This window comes from Nostoc edaphicum CCNP1411, from assembly GCF_014023275.1.
Classification (GTDB): domain Bacteria; phylum Cyanobacteriota; class Cyanobacteriia; order Cyanobacteriales; family Nostocaceae; genus Nostoc; species Nostoc edaphicum_A.
The window spans coordinates 95,895-120,949 of sequence record NZ_CP054698.1; the positions used below are offsets into that span (position 1 = coordinate 95,895).

24 protein-coding genes and 1 pseudogene are annotated in these 25,055 nt (G+C 41.6%); 13 read left to right on the top strand and 12 right to left on the bottom strand.

What is annotated here, in order from left to right:
* Positions 1 to 39: 39 nt before the first annotated feature.
* The 3 genes from HUN01_RS03180 to HUN01_RS03185 all read left to right on the top strand — a co-directional run bounded on the left by HUN01_RS03180 (position 40) and on the right by HUN01_RS03185 (position 1,937).
* A complete protein-coding gene (locus HUN01_RS03180; RefSeq protein WP_181930050.1) occupies positions 40 to 1,314 on the top strand; it encodes a sensor histidine kinase in 1,275 nt (424 codons plus the stop codon).
* 25 nt (positions 1,315 to 1,339) lie between these two features.
* Positions 1,340 to 1,474 (top strand): hypothetical protein, encoded by a 135-nt coding sequence (locus tag HUN01_RS35935; RefSeq protein ID WP_257798098.1) that lies wholly within the window; start codon positions 1,340 to 1,342, stop codon positions 1,472 to 1,474.
* Between the two features lie 121 nt (positions 1,475 to 1,595).
* Positions 1,596 to 1,937, top strand: a complete 342-nt coding sequence (locus HUN01_RS03185) for a winged helix-turn-helix transcriptional regulator (RefSeq protein ID WP_181930051.1) — start codon at positions 1,596 to 1,598, stop codon at positions 1,935 to 1,937.
* 83 nt (positions 1,938 to 2,020) lie between these two features.
* Here the strand turns inward: HUN01_RS03185 and HUN01_RS03190 are convergent, their stop codons facing one another.
* From HUN01_RS03190 to HUN01_RS03205, 4 genes and pseudogenes are all read right to left on the bottom strand, one after another.
* Positions 2,021 to 2,416 (bottom strand): salt stress protein, Slr1339 family, encoded by a 396-nt coding sequence (locus tag HUN01_RS03190; RefSeq protein ID WP_181930052.1) that lies wholly within the window; start codon positions 2,414 to 2,416, stop codon positions 2,021 to 2,023.
* 160 nt (positions 2,417 to 2,576) lie between these two features.
* Entirely contained in the window at positions 2,577 to 3,182 is a 606-nt protein-coding gene (locus HUN01_RS03195) for a vWA domain-containing protein (RefSeq protein ID WP_181930053.1), read from the bottom strand.
* A 56-nt stretch (positions 3,183 to 3,238) separates the two neighbouring features.
* A complete protein-coding gene (locus HUN01_RS03200) occupies positions 3,239 to 3,844 on the bottom strand; it encodes a vWA domain-containing protein (protein WP_181930054.1) in 606 nt (201 codons plus the stop codon).
* A 479-nt stretch (positions 3,845 to 4,323) separates the two neighbouring features.
* Positions 4,324 to 5,653, bottom strand: a pseudogene (locus HUN01_RS03205) (IS4 family transposase).
* A 351-nt stretch (positions 5,654 to 6,004) separates the two neighbouring features.
* Here HUN01_RS03205 and HUN01_RS03210 point away from each other — a divergent pair.
* Positions 6,005 to 9,082, top strand: a complete 3,078-nt coding sequence (locus HUN01_RS03210) for a PAS domain-containing sensor histidine kinase (protein WP_181930055.1) — start codon at positions 6,005 to 6,007, stop codon at positions 9,080 to 9,082.
* 266 nt (positions 9,083 to 9,348) lie between these two features.
* On the opposite strand, the gene obgE is transcribed toward HUN01_RS03210, so the two are convergent.
* Together obgE and HUN01_RS03220 are read right to left on the bottom strand one after the other, a co-directional pair.
* Positions 9,349 to 10,377, bottom strand: coding sequence for a GTPase ObgE (gene obgE / locus HUN01_RS03215; protein WP_181930056.1), 1,029 nt, complete (start codon positions 10,375 to 10,377; stop codon positions 9,349 to 9,351).
* Positions 10,378 to 10,550: 173 nt separating this feature from the next.
* Entirely contained in the window at positions 10,551 to 11,228 is a 678-nt protein-coding gene (locus tag HUN01_RS03220; RefSeq protein ID WP_181930057.1) for a Mo-dependent nitrogenase C-terminal domain-containing protein, read from the bottom strand.
* Positions 11,229 to 11,465: 237 nt separating this feature from the next.
* Between HUN01_RS03220 and HUN01_RS03225 the strand changes: the two genes are divergently transcribed.
* On the top strand, positions 11,466 to 11,801 hold the full coding sequence (locus HUN01_RS03225; protein WP_238845943.1) for a hypothetical protein: 336 nt from the start codon (positions 11,466 to 11,468) through the stop codon (positions 11,799 to 11,801).
* Positions 11,802 to 11,832: 31 nt separating this feature from the next.
* Here the strand turns inward: HUN01_RS03225 and HUN01_RS03230 are convergent, their stop codons facing one another.
* Complete coding sequence (locus HUN01_RS03230) at positions 11,833 to 12,054, bottom strand: hypothetical protein (protein ID WP_181930058.1); 222 nt, start codon at positions 12,052 to 12,054, stop codon at positions 11,833 to 11,835.
* 41 nt (positions 12,055 to 12,095) lie between these two features.
* On the opposite strand from HUN01_RS03230, the gene HUN01_RS03235 reads away from it, so the two are divergent.
* The 4 genes from HUN01_RS03235 to HUN01_RS03250 all read left to right on the top strand — a co-directional run bounded on the left by HUN01_RS03235 (position 12,096) and on the right by HUN01_RS03250 (position 16,205).
* Positions 12,096 to 13,196 (top strand): glutamate-cysteine ligase family protein, encoded by a 1,101-nt coding sequence (locus HUN01_RS03235; protein ID WP_181930059.1) that lies wholly within the window; start codon positions 12,096 to 12,098, stop codon positions 13,194 to 13,196.
* A 777-nt stretch (positions 13,197 to 13,973) separates the two neighbouring features.
* Positions 13,974 to 14,330, top strand: a complete 357-nt coding sequence (locus HUN01_RS03240) for a hypothetical protein (protein WP_181930060.1) — start codon at positions 13,974 to 13,976, stop codon at positions 14,328 to 14,330.
* Positions 14,331 to 14,689: 359 nt separating this feature from the next.
* The gene (locus tag HUN01_RS03245; RefSeq protein ID WP_069070335.1) at positions 14,690 to 15,229 is read left to right on the top strand and encodes a Dps family protein; all 540 of its coding nucleotides are present in this window, start codon (positions 14,690 to 14,692) and stop codon (positions 15,227 to 15,229) included.
* 208 nt (positions 15,230 to 15,437) lie between these two features.
* Positions 15,438 to 16,205, top strand: coding sequence for a ChaB family protein (locus tag HUN01_RS03250; RefSeq protein ID WP_181930061.1), 768 nt, complete (start codon positions 15,438 to 15,440; stop codon positions 16,203 to 16,205).
* 111 nt (positions 16,206 to 16,316) lie between these two features.
* On the opposite strand, the gene HUN01_RS03255 is transcribed toward HUN01_RS03250, so the two are convergent.
* Together HUN01_RS03255 and HUN01_RS03260 are read right to left on the bottom strand one after the other, a co-directional pair.
* Entirely contained in the window at positions 16,317 to 16,715 is a 399-nt protein-coding gene (locus HUN01_RS03255; RefSeq protein WP_181930062.1) for a TIGR02588 family protein, read from the bottom strand.
* The gene (locus HUN01_RS03260; RefSeq protein WP_181930063.1) at positions 16,712 to 17,590 is read right to left on the bottom strand and encodes a TIGR02587 family membrane protein; all 879 of its coding nucleotides are present in this window, start codon (positions 17,588 to 17,590) and stop codon (positions 16,712 to 16,714) included. Before HUN01_RS03260 ends, HUN01_RS03255 begins: the two co-directional genes overlap by 4 nt.
* A gap of 321 nt (positions 17,591 to 17,911) precedes the next feature.
* Between HUN01_RS03260 and HUN01_RS03265 the strand changes: the two genes are divergently transcribed.
* Complete coding sequence (locus HUN01_RS03265; RefSeq protein ID WP_181930064.1) at positions 17,912 to 18,094, top strand: CsbD family protein; 183 nt, start codon at positions 17,912 to 17,914, stop codon at positions 18,092 to 18,094.
* A gap of 172 nt (positions 18,095 to 18,266) precedes the next feature.
* On the opposite strand, the gene HUN01_RS03270 is transcribed toward HUN01_RS03265, so the two are convergent.
* Positions 18,267 to 18,539 (bottom strand): GlsB/YeaQ/YmgE family stress response membrane protein, encoded by a 273-nt coding sequence (locus tag HUN01_RS03270; RefSeq protein WP_181932539.1) that lies wholly within the window; start codon positions 18,537 to 18,539, stop codon positions 18,267 to 18,269.
* Between the two features lie 205 nt (positions 18,540 to 18,744).
* Entirely contained in the window at positions 18,745 to 20,454 is a 1,710-nt protein-coding gene (locus HUN01_RS03275) for an N-acyl-D-amino-acid deacylase family protein (RefSeq protein WP_181930065.1), read from the bottom strand.
* A gap of 310 nt (positions 20,455 to 20,764) precedes the next feature.
* On the opposite strand from HUN01_RS03275, the gene HUN01_RS03280 reads away from it, so the two are divergent.
* Positions 20,765 to 21,754 carry a homogentisate phytyltransferase gene (locus tag HUN01_RS03280; protein ID WP_181930066.1) on the top strand — a complete coding sequence of 330 codons (990 nt, stop codon included), beginning with the start codon at positions 20,765 to 20,767 and terminating at the stop codon, positions 21,752 to 21,754.
* 3 nt (positions 21,755 to 21,757) lie between these two features.
* Entirely contained in the window at positions 21,758 to 22,231 is a 474-nt protein-coding gene (locus HUN01_RS03285; RefSeq protein WP_181930067.1) for a tetratricopeptide repeat protein, read from the top strand.
* A gap of 241 nt (positions 22,232 to 22,472) precedes the next feature.
* On the opposite strand, the gene HUN01_RS03290 is transcribed toward HUN01_RS03285, so the two are convergent.
* Positions 22,473 to 22,682 carry a hypothetical protein gene (locus HUN01_RS03290; protein ID WP_181930068.1) on the bottom strand — a complete coding sequence of 70 codons (210 nt, stop codon included), beginning with the start codon at positions 22,680 to 22,682 and terminating at the stop codon, positions 22,473 to 22,475.
* Positions 22,683 to 22,810: 128 nt separating this feature from the next.
* Between HUN01_RS03290 and HUN01_RS03295 the strand changes: the two genes are divergently transcribed.
* Positions 22,811 to 24,964 carry a hybrid sensor histidine kinase/response regulator gene (locus HUN01_RS03295; RefSeq protein WP_238845945.1) on the top strand — a complete coding sequence of 718 codons (2,154 nt, stop codon included), beginning with the start codon at positions 22,811 to 22,813 and terminating at the stop codon, positions 24,962 to 24,964.
* The last annotated feature ends 91 nt before the right edge of the window (positions 24,965 to 25,055 follow it).

Consider the following 25,055-nt stretch of genomic DNA (forward strand, 5'->3'; position numbering starts at 1 on the left):
ACAAATGACAAATGACAAATGACAAATGACAAATGACAAATGTTTGATCATAGCCGTCGTAATCTCGCTCACTGGTTTGCCCTGTCAATGGGTGGAATTTTGTTCGCTTTTGCAGGGGTGGGCTATTGTCTGAGTGTCGAAGAACAGTTGCGGGTTTTTGATGACGAACTGTTTTCACAAAGTAAAGCCTTTGCCGTCAAAACCCAATACTCGCTTTATCAAAGTCAATGGCGAAATCAGCGCGGCCAGACTCCTGTAGAAAGCGGTGTATCATTGAATGGCGGGCTAATGTATGCGCGGTGGTATAACTCTAATAAACAACTTTTGCAGTTTGTTGGTTCATCGGGTGGCAAACAGTTGACCGCAGAACCCGGATTTCAAACGATAGAAGCACCAATAAGCTCAGAGTTACCTACTACAAAAACCTGGGTTCGCCAAGTTACACTCCCTGTTTTGGAAGGTAAGGTGCTAATTGGCTATTTCCAAACGGCAGTTCCAATGAACTCTCTACGCGTTGGACTAAACCAAGCCCGCTTGTTTTTAACTTTTGGGGTTCCTGTGACTTTTGGTGTAATAGGCATTACAGGTTGGTTTTTGGGCGGATTGGCAATGCGGCCAAGCCTTCGTGCTTATCAGCAATTGCAGCAATTTACAGCCGATGCTTCTCATGAATTACGCGCACCCGTTGCTACGGTATTGAGCAATGCCCAAGTTGCCCTGATGCCCCCCGAAGACCCCGTGGAGCAAAGATTGCGGTTGCAAAATATCGCTCAAACTGCTAAGTCCATGAGTACGTTGATCAATGATCTGCTTTTCCTGTCGCGTCATAATGGCTCCCTTGCAGAAACCGGATTAAAACCTGTTGATTTGTGTGAGATATTGCGATCGCTTACCCAGGAGTTCGCCACCCAAGCTCCCGCCCAAAATCTCAATTTCGATGCTCACCTTCCAGAGCATCCCATCATGTTAAAAGCCGATGCTAATTTGCTCAAACAAGCTGTAATTAATCTACTAACTAATGCCTTCAAGTACACACCAGCAGACGGTAAGATACAATTGTATCTTTTTACCCAGTCTCACTCTGCGGTAATTCAGGTCAAAGACAACGGGATTGGCATTCCATCCAGTGATTTGCCACATATATTTGATCGTTTTTATCGTGTAGATACTGTCCGATCTCGGCAAACAGGCGGCTTTGGACTCGGACTTGCGATCGCTCAACAAATTGTGCAACGATACGGAGGGCAAATTACTGTAAATAGTACTCTAGGTCAAGGCTCCACCTTTCAAATTAGCCTTCCCCTAAAACTTTGACAAAAATCATTCAAATTGAAGAAGAATGCAGAATTCAGAATTCAGAATTCAGAATCAAGACGCTCGTGACGCTCTTCGCCCTTGGCGTCTCCCCTTGGGAGAAGACTCGCTTGCCGCCGGCGCTATCCGCCAGTCATACATAATTCATTCTGAATTCTGACTCCTGACTCCTGAATTCTGTTCGATAATTTGACCCAAATCACCCAAAACCCCGACTTCCTTGCCTCTTTTTCAACTCCCCTCAAGGCACTTACAATTTAAGATATTTCCTACAAAAAACTATGAAAGCTGAAGCAGAAAACCATCTCAGACTTACTTGTGAAGTAGAAACTACCTTAAAGGTGATTGGCGGACGCTGGAAAGTTTTGATTATTAGAGAATTAATGACTGGCGTCAAACGGTTTGGTGAGTTGCAACGGTCTTTACCTGGAGTTACCCAAAAGATGCTAACCCAACAACTCAGAGAAATGGAAGAAGACGGCATTATTCATCGAGAAGTTTATCCCCAAATTCCACCAAAGGTAGAATATTCGTTGACGCCTTTAGGAGAAACTTTGCAACCAATTCTCTATGCTATGCATGAATGGGCTATTCAACATTTAGCTCGAACAAATCACCATTAATATTGATTAATACAGAATAAATAATATTTACTAAATTTCAATTCGAGCAAGCAGATTTATCTGTATGTTCTTGAATTTTGAATTTATTCGTTGTTGCGTAAATACTCAATCGCGGCCTCTAATTTTGAGGAGTAACTTTCAGCAAACCTTTCAAACCAAAGTCCTTCAGACGAGAGTGGATCTACTTTTGCTAACCATTTTTTTGCTTCCACTTTCAAAGCCTCTAATTGTTTGGCTTTGAGTTGTTCTTGTCGAATTTGTTCCTGTTCTAATTCTTGCTGTCTTTTTAACTCAATAGCAGCATCCTCTTCGGCAAAATCAGCCTTAACTTCTGCCAAAAGGTTATCCATAAAAGATGCTGACTTTGGCGATGCTGGAATAAAGGATTTTGCTGTAGCTGATTTTGACTGCTGCTGTTGTGGTTGAACTTCTTTGTATTCAGTTTGAAGTTCAGCTAATAGCTTATCAATGGAATCCATGTTTGCAATTCCTAATAAATGGTATAGCTAATACCGCTTTGTGTAATTCGTAATTCGTAATTTGTAATTTGTAATGGGCTACGCCCCGCTATGCTAACGTAATTACCACTGCGTAGGGTTTTAGATATTAAAACGCGTGGATTATTTCCGCCGAACTGTACTAGTCATTAATGGCATTGAGTAGCACTTCCGATAGACTCAAATCTTCCATATCTTCCATAGTAATGGTGTCACAGATATCAAACTTAGCACCAGCACTTTGGAGTTCATCGTCTAAGACTTTGAGAAAGCGGGTAGCTTGTGGATCTGTGCCGACTTGAATGAAGGAAATGGCTAATTCTTCATCTCTATCTATGCGGCGAGAAGCTTCAATAATTACCCTCATGACTGCTTTGCGATCGTCCGGTTCACCATCAGTAACCACTAAAATTGTTTCACCATTTGGCTTTGTTTGACCGGCTGCTTTACGTTGTAAGTAATCATCAGTTGCGTGTTTTAACACACCAGCTAAATCAGTTGTACCAGAGGGGTCATTTTCTCGGAAAATTTGCCCTACTATGCTGGATGTGACATTTTCGTACCGCTTAAATTTACCAGAAAACAAGTAAATAGTTATGCCATCTGGGTCAAATTGCTCACACTTGCTAGCTAAAGCTAAAGTAGATTCCTGTGCTGCAAACCATCTACTTCTACCACCCTTTTGATCTTGGGTTGCCATGCTGCCGCTTTTGTCGATAATCAAGGTATAGTCACGATTTTCTAGCATGATTAAATTCTCCAGTTAATAGTTAAAGAGTTACTGGACTATAGGTGGTCAACACATTAGTCAGTTATGGCATTCGTCAATACATCGACAAGACTCATTTCTTCTAAGTCATCTAAAGTGACGGTATCGCAAATATCAAATTTAGCGCCGACACTTTGCAATTGATCATCCAAAGCTTTCAGAAACTTAGTTGCTTGGGCATCTGAACCTACTTGAATGATCGAAATTCCTAATTCTTCATCACGTTCCATCTGGCGAGTCGCATGAATGATCACTTCAAACACAGCTTTGCGATCGTCTGGTTCACCATCGGTGATGACTAAAATTGTCTCTCCGTTTGCCTTGGTTTTACCGGCTGCTTTGCGTTGAAAGTAGTTATTGAGCGCATCTTGAAGTACACCTGCTAAGTTTGTCGTCCCAGCAGGGTCATTTTCGAGAAATATCTGTGCAACTTTGGCTGAGGTGACATCATCGTAGCGTTTAAATCTACCAGCAAAAACGTAAACGGTGATGCCATCGGGGTCAAACTGTTCGGCCTTTCTTGCCAAAGCGAGAGTAGACTCTTGGGCTATCTCCCATCTACTTCTACCACCCACTTGGTCGGGTGTAGACATACTACCGCTTTTGTCAATGATTAAGGTATAGTCGCGATCGCTCATCATAATCTTCCTCTGATTGTTACCTTGTAATTCTAGTCTAACTCCGTTTTTTTACCTGTAAGCAAGGCTTTTAAGCTTTTGTATCAATTCTACTAGTCAACAAAACATACCTCATTAGATAAATGCGATCGCTAGTACCGCAAGGCGGAATTAAAAATTAAAAATGAATACAGCGTAAGTGTTTTATTCATTTGGAATGGGTGGTTTATTTACGCCGTAATGTACTAGTACGTCTTTGTTCCCGCAGTTTCACAGTCCCCAATACCCTAGAAACACTAAAAGTTAGAGATGGGTTTGCTTGTTGTATCCATATTTAGTCTGGGAATAATAAATACTAATCATGCTGATACACACTGAGCTAAATAAACGTGAGTTCGACAAATCTCGTCTTTCCTTGAATTTCCATTTGTATCCCTCTCGCCCGTCGGAGCTACGGTGTACACACAAGTCGAATTACCCCCCTTAATCCCCCCTTGCCAAGGCTACCGTGTATACACAAGTCCATCCAGAGCGAGTTTCCAGCCGATAAAGATGGATTCAAATTGTCTTAAACCATGAACAAGGGTAGGCATTCCAGGAGGCCTACCAGAGGTATAACCAGACCATCCACCAAGTCGAGCAATGATCCAAGTAGCCCAGGGCAAACAACCCCGTGGATAAGGATTTTGTAATTTTTTGGTATCGCCTTCAACAGAAGATTGAAGTCCTAATAAGCATTGCTGCTGCTTTTGACAAAAGGTAAGCTCGGCAGAAAGTTGAGTATTATTGCGTCCCTCAACCATTTGTAAGGTTCGCACGGCTACGGACAAAGCAAGGATTGTTAGGCGTTGAATTGCAATACTAGACTCTAACTGAGTCGCTTCGATATTCAATCCAGCTTTTTTGAGAGTGGCAAAAAGTTGTTCAATCTTCCATCGCCATCCGTACCACTTAATGACTCGCAGTGCCTGTTCCAAGCAGACAACAACGTGAGTTGTCAGCAACCGCCAATGAATCGGTTCTTGTCCTGCGGGTGGTTGGACTTCCAGAGCTTCAACAGCAAAAAGGGTAACACTAGGAGGATAGCCAAAAACGCCTAATTTATCGGGGCGTTGAATCTCAACTTGTCCACAACGAACAATAAGCATTGCTTCTCTTGGCATTCGCTTTCGACGTGAGTCTGCGGGAACGTTAATTATATAAGTACCTTCACAAGGCTGCTGACTTAAGTAGTCGAATAGTGATTCAGACCGCCCTAACAATCGACGATCTTGGCAAGCTCTTATCAGTAAATGATTGTTTTTATTGGGTACAGTTGCAAATTCCTCAAATAAATCCGATTCGCGGTCGCCAATATGAGTTACCATTTTTGCTCCACCCACTTCAAAGCATCGCTTACTACTTTCTGCCGATGCTAACCATTTGTAAGATTCTTTCTCCTCAATTGGTAAATTTTGATAGTCACGAGTTATGTTTATCTGCATGGTTTATAGCTCGGCTCCACAGTTTTACTGTGCTTAACCCCAGTGGAAATCCACTCTCACCATCTAATACCAATGTTGGATGGATATAAAACCCGACATCTGTGTTATTGCCTACTACTCCTAATCCTGGCGGTGACAGCCTACCTGCATGAGACTGCAAGTTAATCTCGCTAGTATCGCTAATCGCTAATACGTGTCGTTTTGCCAGATGAAACTCGCAATCATCCGAAAGGCTACGTACTAGTTCTGATAGTGTTACGTTTTCATTCTCCAAAAACCGATAATAACCCATCTGTTCTGCCCAATTTCGACTTATTTGCCGGATATTTATCGATTGGTGCTTACGAATCGCCTCGTATAATGCTGCCCCCTTTTTATCAGCCTTGGGTCTCCAAATGCCGTTCCTGGTGTCGTCGAAGCGTGAATTAAGATTGGATTATCCATAGTTTTTGCTTCTCAAAAATCCTCTGCACCTACTTTACATCCGACTTGTGTATACACGGTAGCGATGTATTGGGGGGAAATAGAAAATCTAGTTCCCTCCCCTTTGCAAGGGGAGGGTTAGGGTGGGGTAAAACCTTGGGTTTTTCAGCGATTTCAGACTTGTGTGTACACCGTAGCCCGTCGGAGAGGGACGGTTTTACGTAGTAAAACCAGGGAGAGGTTTCTTTATTGCTTAATTTTAGAGATAAATTCTGGTATGAACCATCCTAGATTCTTAGATAACCCCGCGCAAAAGCAAAACACGCAGCCGCAAAACTTCTCCTTGGTATTTCTGCATCAGATGATCAATGGTATGTCTGACCCAATTTTTGTCAAAGACCGTCAACATCGCTGGGTATTACTCAACGATACTTACTGTGATTTCGTCGGTCATAGCCGAGAAGAATTAATTGGTAAGTCAGACTATGATTTTTTTCCGCAAGCAGCAGCTGATGTGTCCCGGCAAAAAGATGAGCTGGTTTTCACGACAAATATTACTAATGAAAACCAGGATATTTTTACTGATACCCAGGGTATAACTCATCTCATATCTACAAAAAAATCTTGCTTTGAGGATGAGACTGGTAATAAATTTTTGGTGGGTAGTATTCGAGATATCATTTTACAGAATGAAGCCGAGAAAGTTTTGGGTGTGAGTGGCAGAGCTAGTGATATTACTGGACTCATGCAAAATAGTGAGATGCTTCGGGAAACCCTCGAAGAACTCCAGATAGTTGAAGAAGAACTGCGCCAAAAAAACGAAAAATTAGCGATCGCTCGTGAAACGGCAGAATTAGAGCATCGGCGTTATCAGGATTTGTTTGATCTCGCCCCAGATGCATACTTGGTGACCGATGTAGCTGGCATCATCAAAGAGGCTAACTATGTAGCCGCAGCCTTACTATCTGTGAGACAAAACTATCTGATAGGTAAACTATTCATCCTCTTTGTCGATGAAGCAGACCACCAAATTTTCATCAGCCAACTGGCAAATTTACAGCAGGTGCAGGATTGGGAAGTCCATCTCAAGGCACGAGGAGGTACAGTTTTTCCCGCTAGTGTCAAGATGGTTGCGATGTATGATTCACAGGGTCAGCAGGTCGGCTGGCGTTGGTTGCTTCGCGACATCAGCGAACAGCAAGCCATACTAGGCTTACGCCAGCAAGCAGAGTCAGACCTACACCGCATGAATGCCTTACTCCAAGCTCAACAAGAAGCTTCCATCGACGGAATTTTAATTATTGATGAAAATCGTATAGTTACATCATCAAATCAGAAATTCTCCCAGTTATGGCAAATTCCTGCCGCACTGCTTCAAACAGGCGACGATCGCCAACTTCTGAAATGCGTACTAGACCAACTAGTAAAGCCAGACGAATTTCTAGCTAAAGTGGAGTATCTTTACCAGCATCCAGAAAAAAGCAGTCGTGATGAAATTTTCCTCAAGTCTGGAAAGATTTTTGAGCGCTATTCTGCACCCGTGCATAAATACCAAGGAGCTTGTGGTCAGACATCAGCTTTAAAAGACTATTACGGTAGGATTTGGTATTTTCGCGACATTACCGAATACAAGCAAGCAGAGACAGAACTCAGGGCTTCACAGCAAAGACTGGCGTTGCTGATTGAACAAACACCTTTAGCCATTGTTGAATGGAATACCAAGTTTGAGGTTCAGACCTGGAATCGGGCAGCAGAAAGAATCTTTGGATACACCACAGAGGAAATGCTGGGGAGTAGTTTTGAGACCATAGTACCTGAAAACGCCAGAAAGCAAGTAGATGAGATTATAACCGCCCTATTAACACAACGTGGAGGAAGTTTGAGTGTCAACGAGAACATCACTAAAGATGGTAGGACAATAGTTGGTGAGTGGTATAACAACCCGTTAGTGGCTCCTGATGGCCAGGTGATTGGTGTTGCTTCACTGGTGTTAGACATCACAGAACGTAAACGCGCTGAAGAGGAACAGCAAAAATTTGTTGCGTTGATTGAAAACAGCAGCGACTTTATTGGCATTTCTTCAATGGAAGGGCAAGTTCTCTATGTGAACCCCGCCGGACTCAAGATGGTGGGACTTATTAGCCTGGAAGAAGCCAAAACTAAATTATTGGTTGATTTTCATTCACCAGAAGCTTTTGCAGAGTTGAAAGAGCAAATTATTCCTTTGATGCTTGAACATGGTTTCTGGCAAGGCGAGTTTCGCCATAGGCATTTTCAAACAGGTATAGAAATTCCTACAGATTGCAGCCTATTTATGGTTAAACATCCTGAAACAGGAGAGCCTTTCTGTCGGGTAGCTGTTGCTAGAGATATCACAGAACGTAAACAAGCCAAAGAAGCCCTGCTAAAGTCGGAAGCGCAACTCCGACAACAGGCCGAAGAACTTAAAGAAGCACTCCGCGAACTTCAGTATACCCAGACTCACTTAATTCAAAGTGAAAAGATGTCCAGCTTAGGTCAACTAGTCGCAGGGGTGGCACACGAAATCAACAACCCGGTCAATTTTATTTATGGCAACCTCACTCCTGCCCAGGAATATACCCAAGATTTACTTTCACTTTTGCAACTCTATCAAAGTCATTATCCTCAACCTGTGCCAGAAATTGAGGATTTTGTAGAACTAATCGAACTGGAATTTTTGAAATCAGATTTACCACAAATAATTAACTCAATGAAAGGTGGGGCAAACCGGATTCGAGAGATTGTGCTTTCTCTACGAACTTTCTCACGCTTGGATGAAGCCGAAATGAAAGCTGTTGATATTCATGAAGGAATTGACAGTACTCTGATGATTTTACAAAGCCGCCTCAATGCTAATGACCAACGCCTAACAATTGAAATCATCAAAGAATACGGCAAACTACCGCTGGTTGAATGTTACGCTGGGCAGCTAAACCAAGTATTCATGAATATTTTGTCAAACGCGATTGATGCTTTAGAGGAGTCATTTGTCATCTGTCATTTGTCATTAGAAAACAACTCTAAACAAAGGACAAATTACAAAGGACTAATGACTTCTCCAACAATTTGCATTTGCACCCAACTACAAGAGTCAAATCAAGTAACAATTACAATTGCCGATAATGGATTAGGAATAACAAAAGATGTTAAAAAACAGCTATTCGACCCCTTCTTTACCACCAAGCCTATTGGCCAAGGTACGGGGATGGGGCTTGCCATCAGCTACCAGATCATTGCAGAAAGACATGGCGGTTCTTTAGAATGTATTTCACAGCCAGGACAAGGTGCTGAGTTTGTGATTAAGATTCCTCTGATCCAGGATTCTTCAACATAATTCGTAATTAATAATACTCCCCTCTAGCAACAAGCGATCTACGTAATTCGTAATTTTAACCCGTAAGGGACTTCCAAATAAAAAAATATCCAATTAACTCCTGTGGGGTGGGCGACACAAGATCCCAGTTTATATGGCGGGCAAGATGCCCACCCCACAATATTGGATAATTTATTTCTTGGAGTTCCCTAAGTAAAAAACAAAGTATTTCTACTGCCGATAGCTACCCCTTCTGAAAATATTAATTACGAATTACGAATTACGAATTATCTAAATGCCTCAACTTCTTCAGGAACTTTCATTTGGTCGAGAATTCCCCAAATTTCTTGTAGCATTGGCTCTAATCCGGTGCGAGTAACGGCTGAAATCACAAAAACCGGGGCGTAGGAGAGATGATTAAGTTGGGTGGCTAACGCTTCCAAATCGACAGTTTCCCGATCAACTGCATCAATTTTGTTCAGCGCCAAAATTTGCGGGCGTTCTGCTAAACCCCGTCCATAAGCTTGTAATTCTTCCTTGATTGTGTTATAGTCCCTAACCACATCATCACTAGTGGCATCAATCAAGTGAAGTAGCACTCGCGTCCGCTCGATGTGGCGCAAGAAATCATGTCCCAGTCCTGCACCGTGAGCTGCTCCCTCAATTAGTCCGGGAATATCGGCGAAAACAGTACCATCGCCAGTAGGTTTCCGCACTACACCCAAATTTGGGATCAGGGTAGTGAAGGGATAATCTGCGATTTTTGGACGTGCCGCTGATAAAGATGAAATTAAAGTGGATTTACCAGCATTTGGTAAGCCAATAATCCCCACTTCTGCCAAAAGTTTCAACTCCAGGCGCAGCTGCTTTATTTCCCCTGGTAATCCTGGGAGAGCATATTCTGGGGCGCGGTTACGGTTACTTAAGAAATGCTGATTTCCCAGTCCGCCTTTACCACCTTGAGCAATCAGCAAAGTTTGCTTAGGCTCAGTTAAATCTCCCAGCAATTCGCCAGTTTCAGCATCATAAATGGTTGTACCGCAGGGAACTTCGATGATCAAATCCTTTCCTCCTGCTCCGGTGCAGTTACTTGGCCCACCACGAGTCCCCTTTTCTGCCTGAAAGCGATGGTTGTATCTGAAGTCCAACAAAGTTTGTAGGTTTTCATCGGCAACAAAAATTACCGAACCGCCTCGTCCTCCATTACCACCAGAGGGGCCACCAGTCGGCACGTATTTTTCCCGCCGGAAAGCGACAATACCATCGCCGCCCTTACCAGCTTCAACTTCAATTTTTGCTTGGTCGATAAATTGCATATTTCTAGAGTCCTGTTAGCGGATAGCTAAGGTTGAGCTAGTGCTGAGTTATTAGTTGCGAGTTATAAATTATAAGTTTTAAAACCTCATTTCTCACTCTTTACTTGTAACTCACACTCGCTACTCCCCACTCAGCACTCCTCACTCAGCACTCAGCACTCCTCACTCAGCACTCAAATATATGGTGAAACATCTTCACCACATTTATCTGCCAGATAAGAGAGGGCACGGAAACGTAAGCCCACCAGTTGATCATACAAGGGATTAATTTTACACATCGGCGGGATGTGGACAATCTTGCGTCCAAATAAGGTGACATCCCGCTCAAAGGGACACTGGGAGGGAATCATTTTACACAAAAAGCGGGCTACTCTTGGGTCTTGGATATCTAGCCCATCTAGCCACTCGCGTAGGGGGTGTAGTGCATCAATTTGACGTTTTGTAAGTCCATTTGTGAGGGGAGTGGGGGTAATTTTCTCTGGGTGTTCCAGGGTGTGGCGAAGGGCTTCCAGGAAATTCTCCGGCTGTTCTAAGGCTTGGCAGAATTGTTGCAGAACTTGATCTTCGCTGGGAGAATAAGTACCATCAGCGATCGCTACCATCACCGCTGTCCTTAAGAAATTTTCCGCTGCTGGCGTACTTTTACCCAAGACTGCGGCCAATTCTTCTGGCGTAATTATCTCTAGTGAGTCCCATTTAATCTTAGGAGCTAATTCATCTTTGGTGATGTTGGCAATTAATTCCTGTTCTTGAGCATCAAAATTACCATCAGCCCAAGCAATAGTAAGCAGCCCACGCAACCAAGCGGCAATCTGTTCGCTGCTGTAGGGGGATTGAACGGTACTTGTCATAAACTCACGTCTCAAGCTTTCCTCAGTCACTACTAAGCTACCCTACACAGTGACTATGAAGATAGTGGGGACAGCAAAAATCAAGAAAGTGCGTAAGCGTAGCCCCTCAAGAAATCAACCAGAGAAGTTTTCAAATCGCAACAGTCGGTCTTGGGGTAAAATCCATTTGAGAGTAATCTTGAGAATTTTTTCTACTTAAACTGAAAAGGAGATTTAATCTGTGCTGTGGAGATATTCATGAATAAAACCAAAGTTAACCTTGGCATCATTCAAGAAACACTACTAATTACCCTCTGGGCTAGAGCTTGTGAGCTTCAGGCAGCAGATCCAATTATAGTAGATCCTAAATCATCTGAGATTCTTGCAGCGCTCGACTACGAATTTGATAAATTTACTACTGCTAAATCTTCTCAGATAGGCTCTTGTTTACGAGGAACTATCCTCGACAACTGGGTACGCAACTACCTCAATCAACATCCCCAAGGTTCTGTTATCGAGATTGGTGCAGGACTGAACACACGCTTTGAGCGAGTAGATAACGGCAAGGTTTACCCACTCAGTGCTGAGTGCTGAGTGCTGAGTGCTGAGTAAATTTAAGAAGTACTTAGTACTTTCGCACTACGGTAAAAGCCCCGCAAGAGTGTGGGCGGTCTTTCAACTCAGCACGGGCTAAACGCCCCGCTATCCATGTACAGCACTTGGAACTCAGACACTCTTCATCGGATGTCATGGTTCTGCGACGACAGTTTTTTGAGGAAACGGAACGCCGTAAATTAATCGCATCTGATGTTATTTCCTCCTCTGTGCGATTCGTCTCGTTTGGCATTAGTTAAATTAGGTTAAATCTAAGAAATCAAGAGATATATAATGTTTTCATTTGGCATTGAGCATGAAGTCGCTTTCCTCAACCAAGAAGGAAAGTTTGCTGATTTTTCCCACACAAAATTTGCTGATTTAAATCAAATTATTGAAAAGCTACCCACATACCCTAGCGATTATCCTCAACTACGGGTTGGGGATGCGGGTATTAAGATGAAAAGATGGTACATTGAGGGATTTGAAAGATTTGCAGATTCCGACAAGGTGATAGACTGTCATGTTAAAGGTATCGAAATTAGAACAACTATACATTCTGATATTCAAGGTGCGATTACTGAATTATCAGAAAGTTTTAACTTGCTACGTGAGATTGCCGCTAACTTTGGTTTATCACCAGTTTTGGTAAGTTTTAATCCCTACAATCCAGTTTTTGATCCTCAACCCCCATTAAATGATTATGAAATCCAACAGCTAGAGGCTTATCCTGACGAACAAACTGCTAATATTCACATGGTGTCTTATGGGCCAGATTTAAATATCTCAGTAGCAGATTTATCTACTGAAGATGTAATTGATATTGGCAAAAAGTTCACCTATTACAGTCCCTATATTGTCCCTTTTAGTTATAGTTCCCCTTTTTATAAAGGAGGTTTATGGGATGGATTATCGGTACGAACGTTTATCAGAACTGGAAAAAGACCAGCAGCCCTGGTTTTTATTCAGGAGCAGGAACAACTGATTAATAGCATACCTTCCTTGACAAAAATTGCCCGCATTCCGGCTGAAGTGGGACGCATTGAATTTAAAGCTTGTGATAGTTGTGATGATTTTTCTATCTATGCGGCTTTGCTGACATTATTGAAAGGCTTGGTGTTAGATAAAACCTTGCTGGGTAGAGCAACTGTACCGAATGCAATGTTACACCAACTTTCTGCAAAAGAAGGGTTTGACAATGAGGATATTTTTGGGAATGCGACAAAAGTCTTACAAGCAGCCGAAGTTGCTTTAGGAGATGACCTAGATGTTCATTATTTAACGCCGTTAAAAGCGCTGCTGGCGAAGCGAAAAACAAGATCCCACGAATTAATAGAAATGTTCCATCGCTTAAGTTCAATAGAAGAAGTAATAAGGCAGACTTATCAACTTTAAGAGGTTATTTGAAAAGTGGTTGGCTGTAATTTTAGGCACTTGTTGATCCCCCCAACCCCCCTTAAAAAGGGGGGTAAAGTCTCTAAAAGTCCCCCTTTTTAAGGGGGATTTAGGGGGATCTAAAACGTTTTGCTACCAACCAGAGGACTTTTCAAACAACCTCTAAAGGTAGGATTCATTTTCTCCCTCCTTTAAAAAGCTACCGTGTATACACAAGTCTAGTTGAGAATCAATTGGACTTGTGTATATACCGTAGCTTAAAAACCGGGGTCATGGGTGATATTTATATAACTTGATGCTTTACAAATATCCTCTAAGGTGCATAGCAATTAGATTCCTTTGATTGGATAAAGTTGAGCTAAATGAACATAAATAGTAGAGGCATTAGCCAGCTAAAACTATATTAAGTCGATATGCCTAGAGACTGATTTTATTGCAACTACAGATATAGGAAACTTCATTCTAGAGATTGATGCAGACGTTAGCGTTTTCAAAGTAAAAGTATAAACAGGGAACCTGGAAAGAAGAACGTCAATATGAAGTGTAATCATTTTGCTAAAGAATTAAGGTGGTATTTGCCTATTATCCCAAGCTAATTCTTATATGCAGAAATACTAAAGACAATTTCTTCCTTCGTCAGGTTCGTTTTTCAATAACTTTCCTATTGCAGTGTAACTTGCTAGTTTTATTATTGCTCAAATTTGCAAAATAAAGTTACTTGCTTCCACTCTTTCAGTGAAAGTTTTGCGTTGTTAAAGCTGTTATTGAGGACTTCAAATGAAAATTGTTGCTTCTGTTTTATCTGTGTTACGTCCAGTACGTGTTCTAGTTGTCGCTTTTACTTGCGCCTTACTATTGTTCTCTAATGCTTTTCCTGCTTTTGCAATGGATAGCTACCAAAGTAACCCCACTGAAGGTACTACACAACTGCTTGACATCCAGCGCAAAACCGATGAAGCCGCTAAAGAACCACCACAAGGATTGAAAAAGGTTCAAAAGGAGTCCAATCAAGGACTCAATGAGGTTCAGGGAGCTGCTGATATTGACAAGCAGAAACGTCCTGAAAATTCACAGGGTGCAACCTCAGTGGAAGAGAATGTAAAGAATTTGTTGGAAAAAGTTACAGGTAAGTAACAGAGTTAATACCTTGGTAATTTTTTGGTAGTAATGAATGGGTGATTGCTTAAAAGCAGTGACCCATTACTACTTAGTAACGTTAATTTCCCAACTTCAATTCAATATAAAATAAAAATGACAAACAAAAATCCTGACTTATTTGAGAAGTTGGGGTTTTTAGGGTTTTAAATATTACAAATCAAATAGGACTGCTATAGCTAATCATTAAATTTGCTGAATAATACTACCTATTAAGGCATAGGTATAACTATGTAATGTGATAATTAATCTAAACTCATAATGTTTCCTTTGGTTGATGTGGATTAGGTGGGAAATTTGAGAAGTTAATAAAGAAGTTTGCTTAGGGATGGAAAACAATGCGTGCGATAAACATTGGTTTGACCGAAGAACAGCGTCAAGGTGTAATTAATCTGTTGAATCAAGATTTGGCAGATGCCTATTTACTGTTGGTGAAAACCAAAAAGTACCACTGGGATGTTGTCGGCCCTCAGTTCCGCTCTTTGCATCAGCTTTGGGAAGAACACTATCAAAAGCTAACTCTAAATATTGATGCCTTAGCAGAACGGGTTCGTACTTTGGGCGGTTATCCAGTTGGCACATTAGAGGGATTTCTCAAGCTTGCTACCCTGAAAGAACATGGTGGTAATGTTCCCACAGCAACAAAAATGGTAGCTAATCTAGTACATGATCACGAGCAGGTTATTCGCAACTTAAGAGACCATGTAGATCAGTCTGGTGAAGAGTTTCACGATCAGGGAACTGCTGACTTTTTAACTGGACTACTAGAACAGCATGAAGAGATAGCTTGGATGCTGCGTTCATTTATTGAAGGGGAAGCAATAGATCCAGATGGTAAACAGCCAGCAACAAAAGGTAAGACTGCTGTGGGTGTGTAGCTCATAACGTTTTTTAAGACCCCAATTCTATTTATCTCCCCAGAATCCGAGAGGCTTTGATTCTTTCCCTGCTTTTGGCACGCTGCACGAACGTAGGGAAGGGGTTGGGATTATGTTTGAGAGAAAGTTGCACACAGGGTTTAATCTGCCTGCATCTACCTATTCACCATATTTATTGCAAAAACAACATAATACAAGGAGTATTTAAGTGGCAGAAGTTTATAAAGCAGAACGTACCATCTCTGCTGTATTCAAAGAACAGAAGCAAATTGATGATGTGATTCGACGTTTACTAGACAGGGGTGTGCCTAGAGATCATATTTCAGTGATGGGCAGAAATTTCCAGTCGGAAACGAGAATTGCTGGCTTTATTAGTAAGAAAGATGTGATTCTGGGAGGTTTGAGAACAGGGGCAGTTTTTGGTTCCTTGTTTGGTTCCTTTCTCAGCTTGCTTACGGGTGTAGGCGTATTGTTTATTCCTTTTGTTGGCCCAATCGTGGCAGCAGGACCCATAGGTGCAGTGCTACTAGGGGCTGCTAGTGGAGCGATCGCAGGTAGTGCAGGTGCCGGTCTAGTATCGGTTCTAACTACTTTGGGAATGCCAGAAGATAAAGCGGCGATCTACCAAACCCGCTTACAAGCTGGCGAATTCTTATTGATGGCAGAAGTTCCGAGCGATCGCACTGGCGAATTTCAATTGCTACTCGAAAGTGCTGGTGCCGAAGAAATTAACACGATTGAAAAAACCTTTGCTCGCCCTTGTCCTGGACAGTGCAACAGTCCAGAAGATTTGTCTCCAGAGGTTCGCGCTCATCTTTCTAATGAAGCTCAGAGTACATTCATTGAGTGTTATAACACCGTCTTCAATGAGAAAAATGACGAGTTCACCGCTGAACAAGCCGCCTGGGAGTCTGTTCATCAGCAATATGATGAAGATCAAAATGGCGTTTGGTCAAAAGCTAAGGTTAAAGCTTAAGAATTTCCAAGAAGACAAGAGGACTTTTCCAACAACCTCTAAAGGTGGGCATCTAGCCCACCTTTAGAGGTTGTGTTAGTCCGTGTTTGTCTGCGGTTTTAAATGCTTCACTTATGGCAATTTATAGCTACCAACACGCAGATTTAACTGACCTTGGCGCGGATTTTTGCTAAATATAAATGCTCCTTCTTCACTTTCCCCACTAGATAAAAAGTCGATCTGTTGCTCTCCTGTTTCTGTAACTTTACCGTCAATCAGCAACTCAGCCATAATCTGAACTGACTCAGCCGTATCTCCTCCACTATTAACTACTTCAAAGGGAACATAAAATTGTCCATCAATTTCCCTAATTGTCTCTTTTTTAGTAACAGAAAGGATGGGAGGTTGATTCTTTTCGTTCAGCCAAGTGTAGCCTACCAGACTGACAACGATTGCTAGGATAAATGAAGCGATGCTGAATGTTACCCACTCAGCCATTGAGCGCTTTGGTTGTTGTTCTGTTTTAGTCATATTGCTAACCTTCCGGCTGCACCGCCAATAGTTGCAGGTAATCCCAGTATCAAAGTGTGATCTAACCACATTGTCCAAGGGTCACTAAAAGTTAACTTTTGAAAGAACCACAGCATAAAAGCCCCTGCTAGCAGTGAAACTAGGTAGGACATAATAGTTTCGCTAGATGGTCGTTGGAAAATTCCCTTTTGCTGTCTTCGCTTTTGCTGATCAGAAAAGCCTGCCTGAAATACAATGCCATAAGAAATCAACAAAGATGCGGCAATCATTGCTAATTCCCAAGGTGCCGAAGTTGCGGCTGCTAACATGGGAATTTCATCTGTTGGAGCAATGTTAAATGCAATTACAGTTGCACCAATTAGAGTTGCACCCAAATCTGCGAAGGTGGCGTTTAACTCACCCCCTTTGTTCTTGGTTATGCTGTTGGTTGCTTGTCCTTCTGCATTGCTGTTTTCAATATCTCCCAAAAGTTGGTTGGCTAATGCTACACCGAGAGCAAAGGGCACACTTTCAAAGATGATTTTCCCTAAAGACTCCCTTAGGGAAGTTTCTGGTGTCAATTCTCGTAGTAGTAACAGTACAAAGGTAGAGCAAGCTAGTCCGATCGCGATCGCTTCTACAGTATCCATTGCGGCTTGATGAGCTAGCCCGGTATATCTGCGTTTCCGAAAGCCTTCTATCTGATTAAGCAAGTAAACTACAACAAACATCAATGCGATCGCCATCATCATCAATTGTGGTTTTGCCAGCGATCCAATCCACCAAACCTCCATTGTGTAAAGCAAGGGTATGCCAAATAAAAATCCTCCACAAGCACCCCGAATGATGTCATTAATCTCACTCCTCCAGACATTTTTTTGACGTTTTGTTGGCACTCCTTTACTTTCCTTTTATTTAAAAATTTGCTTTGACTTACTTATCTCATTCTCTATGAAGATGCATATAGCAGTCATAAATACTTCGTGAAAAGTTAGATCCCCGATTTCTCGAAGAAGTCGGGGATCTGGACATCGCGCATTTTCAATATATTAATATTTTTTTCATATTTTTTTTACTTGCGTACTCATGTAGCCTTCCGTATCTATCTTAAGATACATAATTTCCCAAATTATTCTATCGGTTGATGGAAGTTAAAAACAATACTCTGTTGTTAATTTATGTAATAGCTGAATCAACTACAAGCTGGAAATAAAACCATGAGTGCCGAAAAAAGAGTAGAAGCTACTGCAAAAAATATTGAAGGAAAAATTCAAGAGGTTGTGGGTGAAATAACCGGTAATCCACAAGATAAAGCCGAAGGACAAGCAAAGCAAGCTGAAGCCCAAGTTAGTCACACTGTAGAAAACATTAAAGACGAACTTAAGAAAGCTTTAGATTAATCGAGTTTTTGCAGTGCAAATAGCATTACAAACAATGATTCATTACTAATAGCCTTACATTAATTACTCCACTAACTTTTAGAAAGTGGAGTTTGTAATGTATGCGAAATCTGAAAATGGTTAATCACTAACAACTTGGCCCTAAACATGATTTTTCTACAATTTAATTCAACTAATAACTGGTACGCCCAGCTAATAAGTTCCATAGAAAGATAGCAATTATTGCGCCAATGACGGCAACAATTACACCGGGGATACTGAGGGTTGCAGCAGTTAATTGAAATCTTCCTGTCTCTAAGAGAGTAACTAAAATTCCCCCAATTACAGCACCGACGATACCTAAAATCATCGTTGAAACCATTCCACCACCTTGACGACCAGGATAAATAGCTTTCGCTATAGCTCCAGCAATCAAACCCAGGATTATCCAAGCAATAATGTTCAGCATAATTTCATCCATCAGAAAACTTCATAACTAGCTTAGAAATTACAATATTGTTTTCCTTCTACCCGAAGATATAGCTATGAAACCTCAATAAAATTTAACAAAATCATGGCTCCTATACTGACCTGTATTGGAGATGGATATGACGGAATTTAGAATATTATTCGTGAATTTACTCCCCCGATTGAACACCGCGAAATACTCTTTAAGTAAATGGTGACAAAACACTTCCCAACTTTTCACGCCCCAAAATATCCCTCACTTTACCTCGACAAACAACCTGAATCCCATTAATATAAACCCCTTGCACAATCTCATCCGAACCGCGCTTAACCATTCGAGGTTCACCATCTAAAACTGGATCTGATATCTGCACTTGTGGGCTAATTGGCTGATTTAAAGCATTGGGATCAAGTAAAACTATATCGGCTTGAGCACCAACTTTTAGAACTCCCGTATCAAGACGAAACCAACGAGCAGGTTCTCCGGTAACGCGGCAAATCGCAGCTTCAGGTGAAAGGAACTTCGTTGCAACTGCTTGTTTGAGCAAAGACAAAGCTCCATCATAGTAGCCCAGGTTACGGACGTGAGCGCCAGCATCGGTAAAACCAGGCAAAATATGGGGATGCTGCATCATCGCCAAACGGGGTTTTAAGCGATCGTTCGCTCCTGTCGCCACCCAGCGTAAATCTGTATCGTATTTTTGTAATGCGTGGATAAATAAATCTACTGGTTCTTGTTGGTTTTGACGAGCAATTTCCGCAAAACTTAACCCTTGCCAATTTGTTTCGGGACAGTGAATAACTTCCATCAAATCTAATCGGCGATGGAATGATTTACGCCGTTTACTGAGCCATTCTTGGCGAAACTGACGACGAAAAATTTCCGATGCCCATAGTTGTTGCCTTTCTTCTCGTGACTGACAGCCATTGAGTTGTGCACCTGTGGAAAATTCTTCAAATAAGGGAGTCACAGATCCATCAGAGTAAATGGTGAAGGGTTCAGTTAGGGTTTGAAAGCGGACATTACCATTTAGAAGCCGATTCCAAATAAAAAGTAGGGGGGAAAATATTCGCCATAGTTTGCGATCGTGTACGGCATCTAAGGCTGAGAGGACAGTTAGCCGCAGGGGTTTTTGTCCAATCCCTGAACCCATCCGCAGAATATCTACAAAGGAAGCAAGTCGTTGTAAATTGGGTGTGACTTGAAAAACGCGATCGCACCGCCGACATAAATCTGCCAACATTGCATATTCTTTAAATTTGGCGTGTTGAGAAGGAATTGTGCAGCCTTGCCATTCTCCACTCATCCGATGCCAAGGAAACATATCAATAGAAATGCCAATAAAGCCAGCATCTATTGCATCTCTGGCTATGCGCTGCATCAGTTTTAGTTCAAATTTTGTCGGCTGAACGGTTAAGCTGCGTTCTAATCCCATCACATGAGCGCGTAAGGCACTGTGTCCAAACATTGGGGCAACATTGGGGCCAAGGGGTAACTGTTGCAAATGTTGTAAATATTCTGCTGGTGTCTGCCAGGAAACCGATTTTTTCAACCATTTTGCAATCAGGCGATGGGAAAGTGTCTCTACCCTCTGAAAAATATCAGCCAGGATTTGGGGTTGAGCGATCGCAACAGACAAGCTACAGTTACCAATAACCACGCTGGTAACACCATGACGCACTGATTCGCTCAATCCTGGTGCAATTTCTAACTCTAAATCGTAATGAGTATGAATATCTATAAATCCAGGTGTCACCCATAAACCAGAAGCATCAACCACTTCACGCGCTGGGGTAGTTAAGGAGGGTGCAAGGGTGACAATGCGGCCGTTTTGAATGCCGATATCTCTGCGAATAGCTGGAGAGCCTAAGCCATCGAAAATTAACCCGTTTTGAATCAGCAAATCCAACATGATTTTTTTTGCCCTTTGGTTGTTATTGGATCTATCGAGAGTCATTTGAAGAAAGGGAAGCTGTAATATTTTGGTAAGGGATGCGAATTCCCCATGCCCCTCAAGAGTGCTGAGTGCTGAGTCATGAGTGTTGAGTGGGGAATCTCACTTTTTTACTCAGAACTCAGAACTCGGAACTATTTTGCCCCATGCCCCATGCCCAATGCCCAATGCCCAATGCCCAATGCCCAATGACAAATGACAAATGACAAATGACCAAATTCTGTGACAATGATTAACAACAAGCCAGAATACTGTATTTAAGCTACTCATGAGCCAAAGTTCTCAAAACAGCCCTTTACCAGGCAATCCTGTTCCATCATCTTTCAATTGGTTATATGCTTTCTGGAAATTCTCTCGCCCTCATACAATTATTGGTACAAGTCTAAGTGTTTTAGGTTTATATTTAATTGCCATTGCCATTAGTACAGACGCAATTAATCATATCTCTACAGACGCGATTCATCGCGTCTCTACAAGTTCTCTACTCCCTGTCTTCGGCGCATGGATTGCTTGTCTGTGTGGCAATGTCTACATTGTGGGGCTGAATCAATTAGAAGATGTGGAAATTGACAAGATTAATAAGCCTCATTTACCGTTGGCATCTGGTGAATTTTCCCAGCAAACTGGGCAATTAATTGTTGCCTTTACTGGGATTTTGGCGCTAGTTGTGGCGTGGCTAACTGGGCCGTTTTTATTGGGTATGGTGGCTATTAGTTTGGCTATTGGTACTGCTTATTCTTTACCGCCAATTCGCTTGAAACAGTTTCCCGTTTGGGCGGCGCTGTGTATTTTTTCAGTGCGCGGTACGATTGTTAACTTAGGATTATATCTGCATTACAGTTGGGCGTTGCAACAAAGCCAAACAATTCCGCCTGTGGTGTGGGTGCTGACGTTATTTATTTTGGTGTTTACCTTTGCGATCGCTATCTTTAAAGATATCCCCGATATGGAAGGCGATCGCCTCTACAATATTACTACTTTCACTATCAAACTTGGGCCCCAAGCTGTGTTTAATCTGTCTCTTTGGGTAATAACTGTCTGCTATCTGGGAATCATTCTGGTTGGGGTGCTACGCGTCGCCTCCATTAATCCCATATTCCTGATAGTTACTCATTTGGGGCTGTTGGTTTGGCTGTGGTTGCGGAGTTCGACAGTAGACTTACAAGATAAAAGTGCGATCGCTCAATTCTACCAATTTATCTGGAAACTCTTTTTTATGGAATATCTAATTTTTCCTATCGCCTGCCTTTTGGCTTAGACAATGCTAGAAACCTTTCCCACTAGTTCTCTTATCGCTGCTCTTGTAGTTGTTCTCAGTCTGTCAATCCTGGGCTATTTCGCTTGGAAAACTTTGATTACCTCAGACTTGTTTCAAAAAGGAATCAATCTTGCTCAAGCAAAAGATTACCAAGGTGCAGAAGCAGCCTTTCGCAAGGTGATTTCCATCAACTCTACTAATGATGTGGTGCGCTTGTTTTTGGGAGATGTTTTAAACCAACAAGGCCAAGTAGAGGAAGCAACAGAATTATTCCGAGAAGTAATTCGCCGCAGTCCGAAAAATCCTGATGCTTACTTGCGTCTGGCAAATATTCTCATGCAGCAAAAGCGAGAAGAAGAAGCTAAAACTAACCTGTTACAAGCTAAAGATTTATTACAAAAACAGCGCCAACCTGAAAAGGCTCAAAAAATCACTCAACTGTTAGATAAAATGAGTGCTAAGTCAAGTGAATCTTAAGTTGAGTGAGAGTTGCGGAGATTAAATTTTCCTGTTCTGTCTCCTAATTTTTTACCATTTTCATCATAATGATGAGAATGGTTTTTATTTTGAAATTTGTAAAAGTTCAGAATTTATAAAGAATTTAGAATAATTAGTATATTTATCAAATGTTCTTCTGATTCTTTAACTATTCTGACTCCTGAATTCTGACTCCTGAATTCTGACTCCTGAATTCTGACTCCTGAATTCTTCCTGAAATTTACCAGTGTTTACTGTAGTTATGTCCACAATTTTCGCAAGTTTCACCACTCCCTTCATAACCTTTACAATTGCAACCTGATGCGCTACAAGCACCATAACCACAATGAATTAATTTAGATTTTAGACGAGAAAATATTGGGAGTTTTAAAAGCTTATATTTTCGCAAAACAGCGATGCTACTAACAGGTTTTTTGGTTTGTAAAGGCATATTATATTCTCCTTAAGCAGTAGAGGAATTATACACACCATATCAAGAATGTTTTAGTACTAGAATAGTATCAAGTGAGGACAGGAATTTAGTAGTAGATTTTATAGATTAAAAAAAATCAAGTGTTTATGTCAGATATAATATCAGAATTGTGGACTAATTTTTTTACACCAGGATCATTTATTCCACATGGGCACTGCTATCTATGGCAAACAAATTTAGTTTGGTTACACATATTATCTGACTCGCTAATTGCACTAGCTTATTATTCGATTCCAGCTACACTATTTTACTTTGTGCGTAAGCGGCAGGATTTGCCCTTTGATTGGATTTTTCTGCTGTTTAGTGGATTTATCGTAGCTTGCGGCACCACACATTTAATAGAAATTTGGACACTTTGGCATCCAACCTATTGGCTGTCGGGGTTTGTCAAAGCAATAACTGCCACAATATCTTTAATTACAGCAGTAAATCTTGTGTCTCTAGTTCCCCAAGCACTGGCATTTACTAGCCCCGCTCAACTAGAACAAGCAAATCAAGAACTTCAAACCCAAATAACCGAACGTTTACGGGTAGAAAAGGAGCTGCTAAAATACCAGAATCATCTGGAAGAAATGGTTGCTGTTCGCACCAATGAAATTACCAAAACTAACGAACAATTACAACAAGAAATCCTGGAACGCCAACGCATCTTAGAAATTCTTCGACAAAGCGAAGAACGCTATCGTTACTTAGCTGAGGCAATTCCTCAACTTGTATGGACAACTGATGCTAACGGTGAATGTGATTTTTTTAATCAAAATTGGTGTGACTACACTGGGCTAACATTAGAGCAGTCTTTGGGTTCTGGTTGGTTGGCTGCATTGCATCCAGATGATATTCAAAGTGCTGATGAGGTGTGGTCTAATGCTGTCAAAGAAGGCACTATATATAACAACGAATATCGCTTCAAACGGGCTTCTGATGGCTCCTATCGTTGGCAATTAGCGCGAGGTTTACCACTCAAAGATGAGCAAGGTTTTGTAGTTAAGTGGTTTGGAACATGTACAGATATCCACGAACAAAAACAAATACTTGAAGAACGGGCGCACCTACTGGAATTAGAACAAATAGCACGAGCGAAAGCAGAAACAGCCAATCGAATTAAAGATGAATTTTTAGCCGTCCTTTCTCACGAATTACGCACTCCACTGAATGCAATTCTCGGTTGGTCAAAGTTGTTGCAAACTCGCAGGTTAGACCAAGTAAAGACATTTGAAGCACTAGCCACAATCGAGCGGAATGCCACTTTACAGGTTCAACTCATTGAAGACTTGCTGGATATCTCCAGAATTTTACAGGGCAAACTGACGCTGAATATTACGAAGATTAACCTAGAGTCTACGGTATTGTCGGCATTAGAAACAATGCAGTTAGCGGCAGAAACAAAGTTGATTGAGGTGAATACGGCATTTGAACCGGATGTGGGAGAAGTTCTGGGCGATTCTACTCGTTTGCAGCAAGTTGTCTGGAATCTCCTTTCTAACGCTGTCAAATTTACACCCAAGGGAGGAAAGGTAGAAGTGCGATTAGAGCAAGCTGATGGCTATGCTCAACTTGTAGTTAGCGATACAGGTAAGGGAATTAACGCTGACTTTTTGCCATTCGTGTTTGATTATTTCCGCCAAGCGGATAGCACCTCTACGAGAAATTTTGGTGGATTAGGGCTGGGATTGGCAATTGTGCGTAATATCATTGAAATGCATGGCGGTATGGTCAAAGCAGAGAGCCACGGTGAGGGAAAAGGGGCAATATTTACTGTGAGCTTACCGCTTCTGGCAGATGAAAGTCCAAGTCTGACAGATGAACAAAACTACCCTGCTTTTTTAGCTCCTAACTCCTTACCTCTGAATGGCATCCGAGTTTTAGTTGTTGATGATGATGCTGATTCACGAGATTTTGTTGCTTTTGTATTAGAGCAAGATGGGGCTTTTGTTATTGCGGTATCTTCCGCTTATGAAGCATTACAAACCCTAGCAGAGGTAAAGCTAGATGTTTTGGTCAGCGATATTAGTATGCCCGATATGGATGGCTATATGTTAATACATCAAGTGAGAAATTTGATACCAGAACAAGGTGGACAAATTCCAGCAATTGCCTTGACTGCCTTTGCGAGAAATGATGACCAGCAAGAAGCCTTAAAAGCTGGGTTTCAGATGCATTTACCCAAGCCTCTTAACCCAGAAGAATTAGTTGCAGCCATTGCTCAACTTCTTGACATAAAAGTGTCAGAAATTACCTAAAAAAAACTTTTTACTTCTAATAAAGCACCATCTATTTTGTACAAATGGACAGTTGCATGAGACAAAACTTGTATCAAGTTGGGTTAATAAC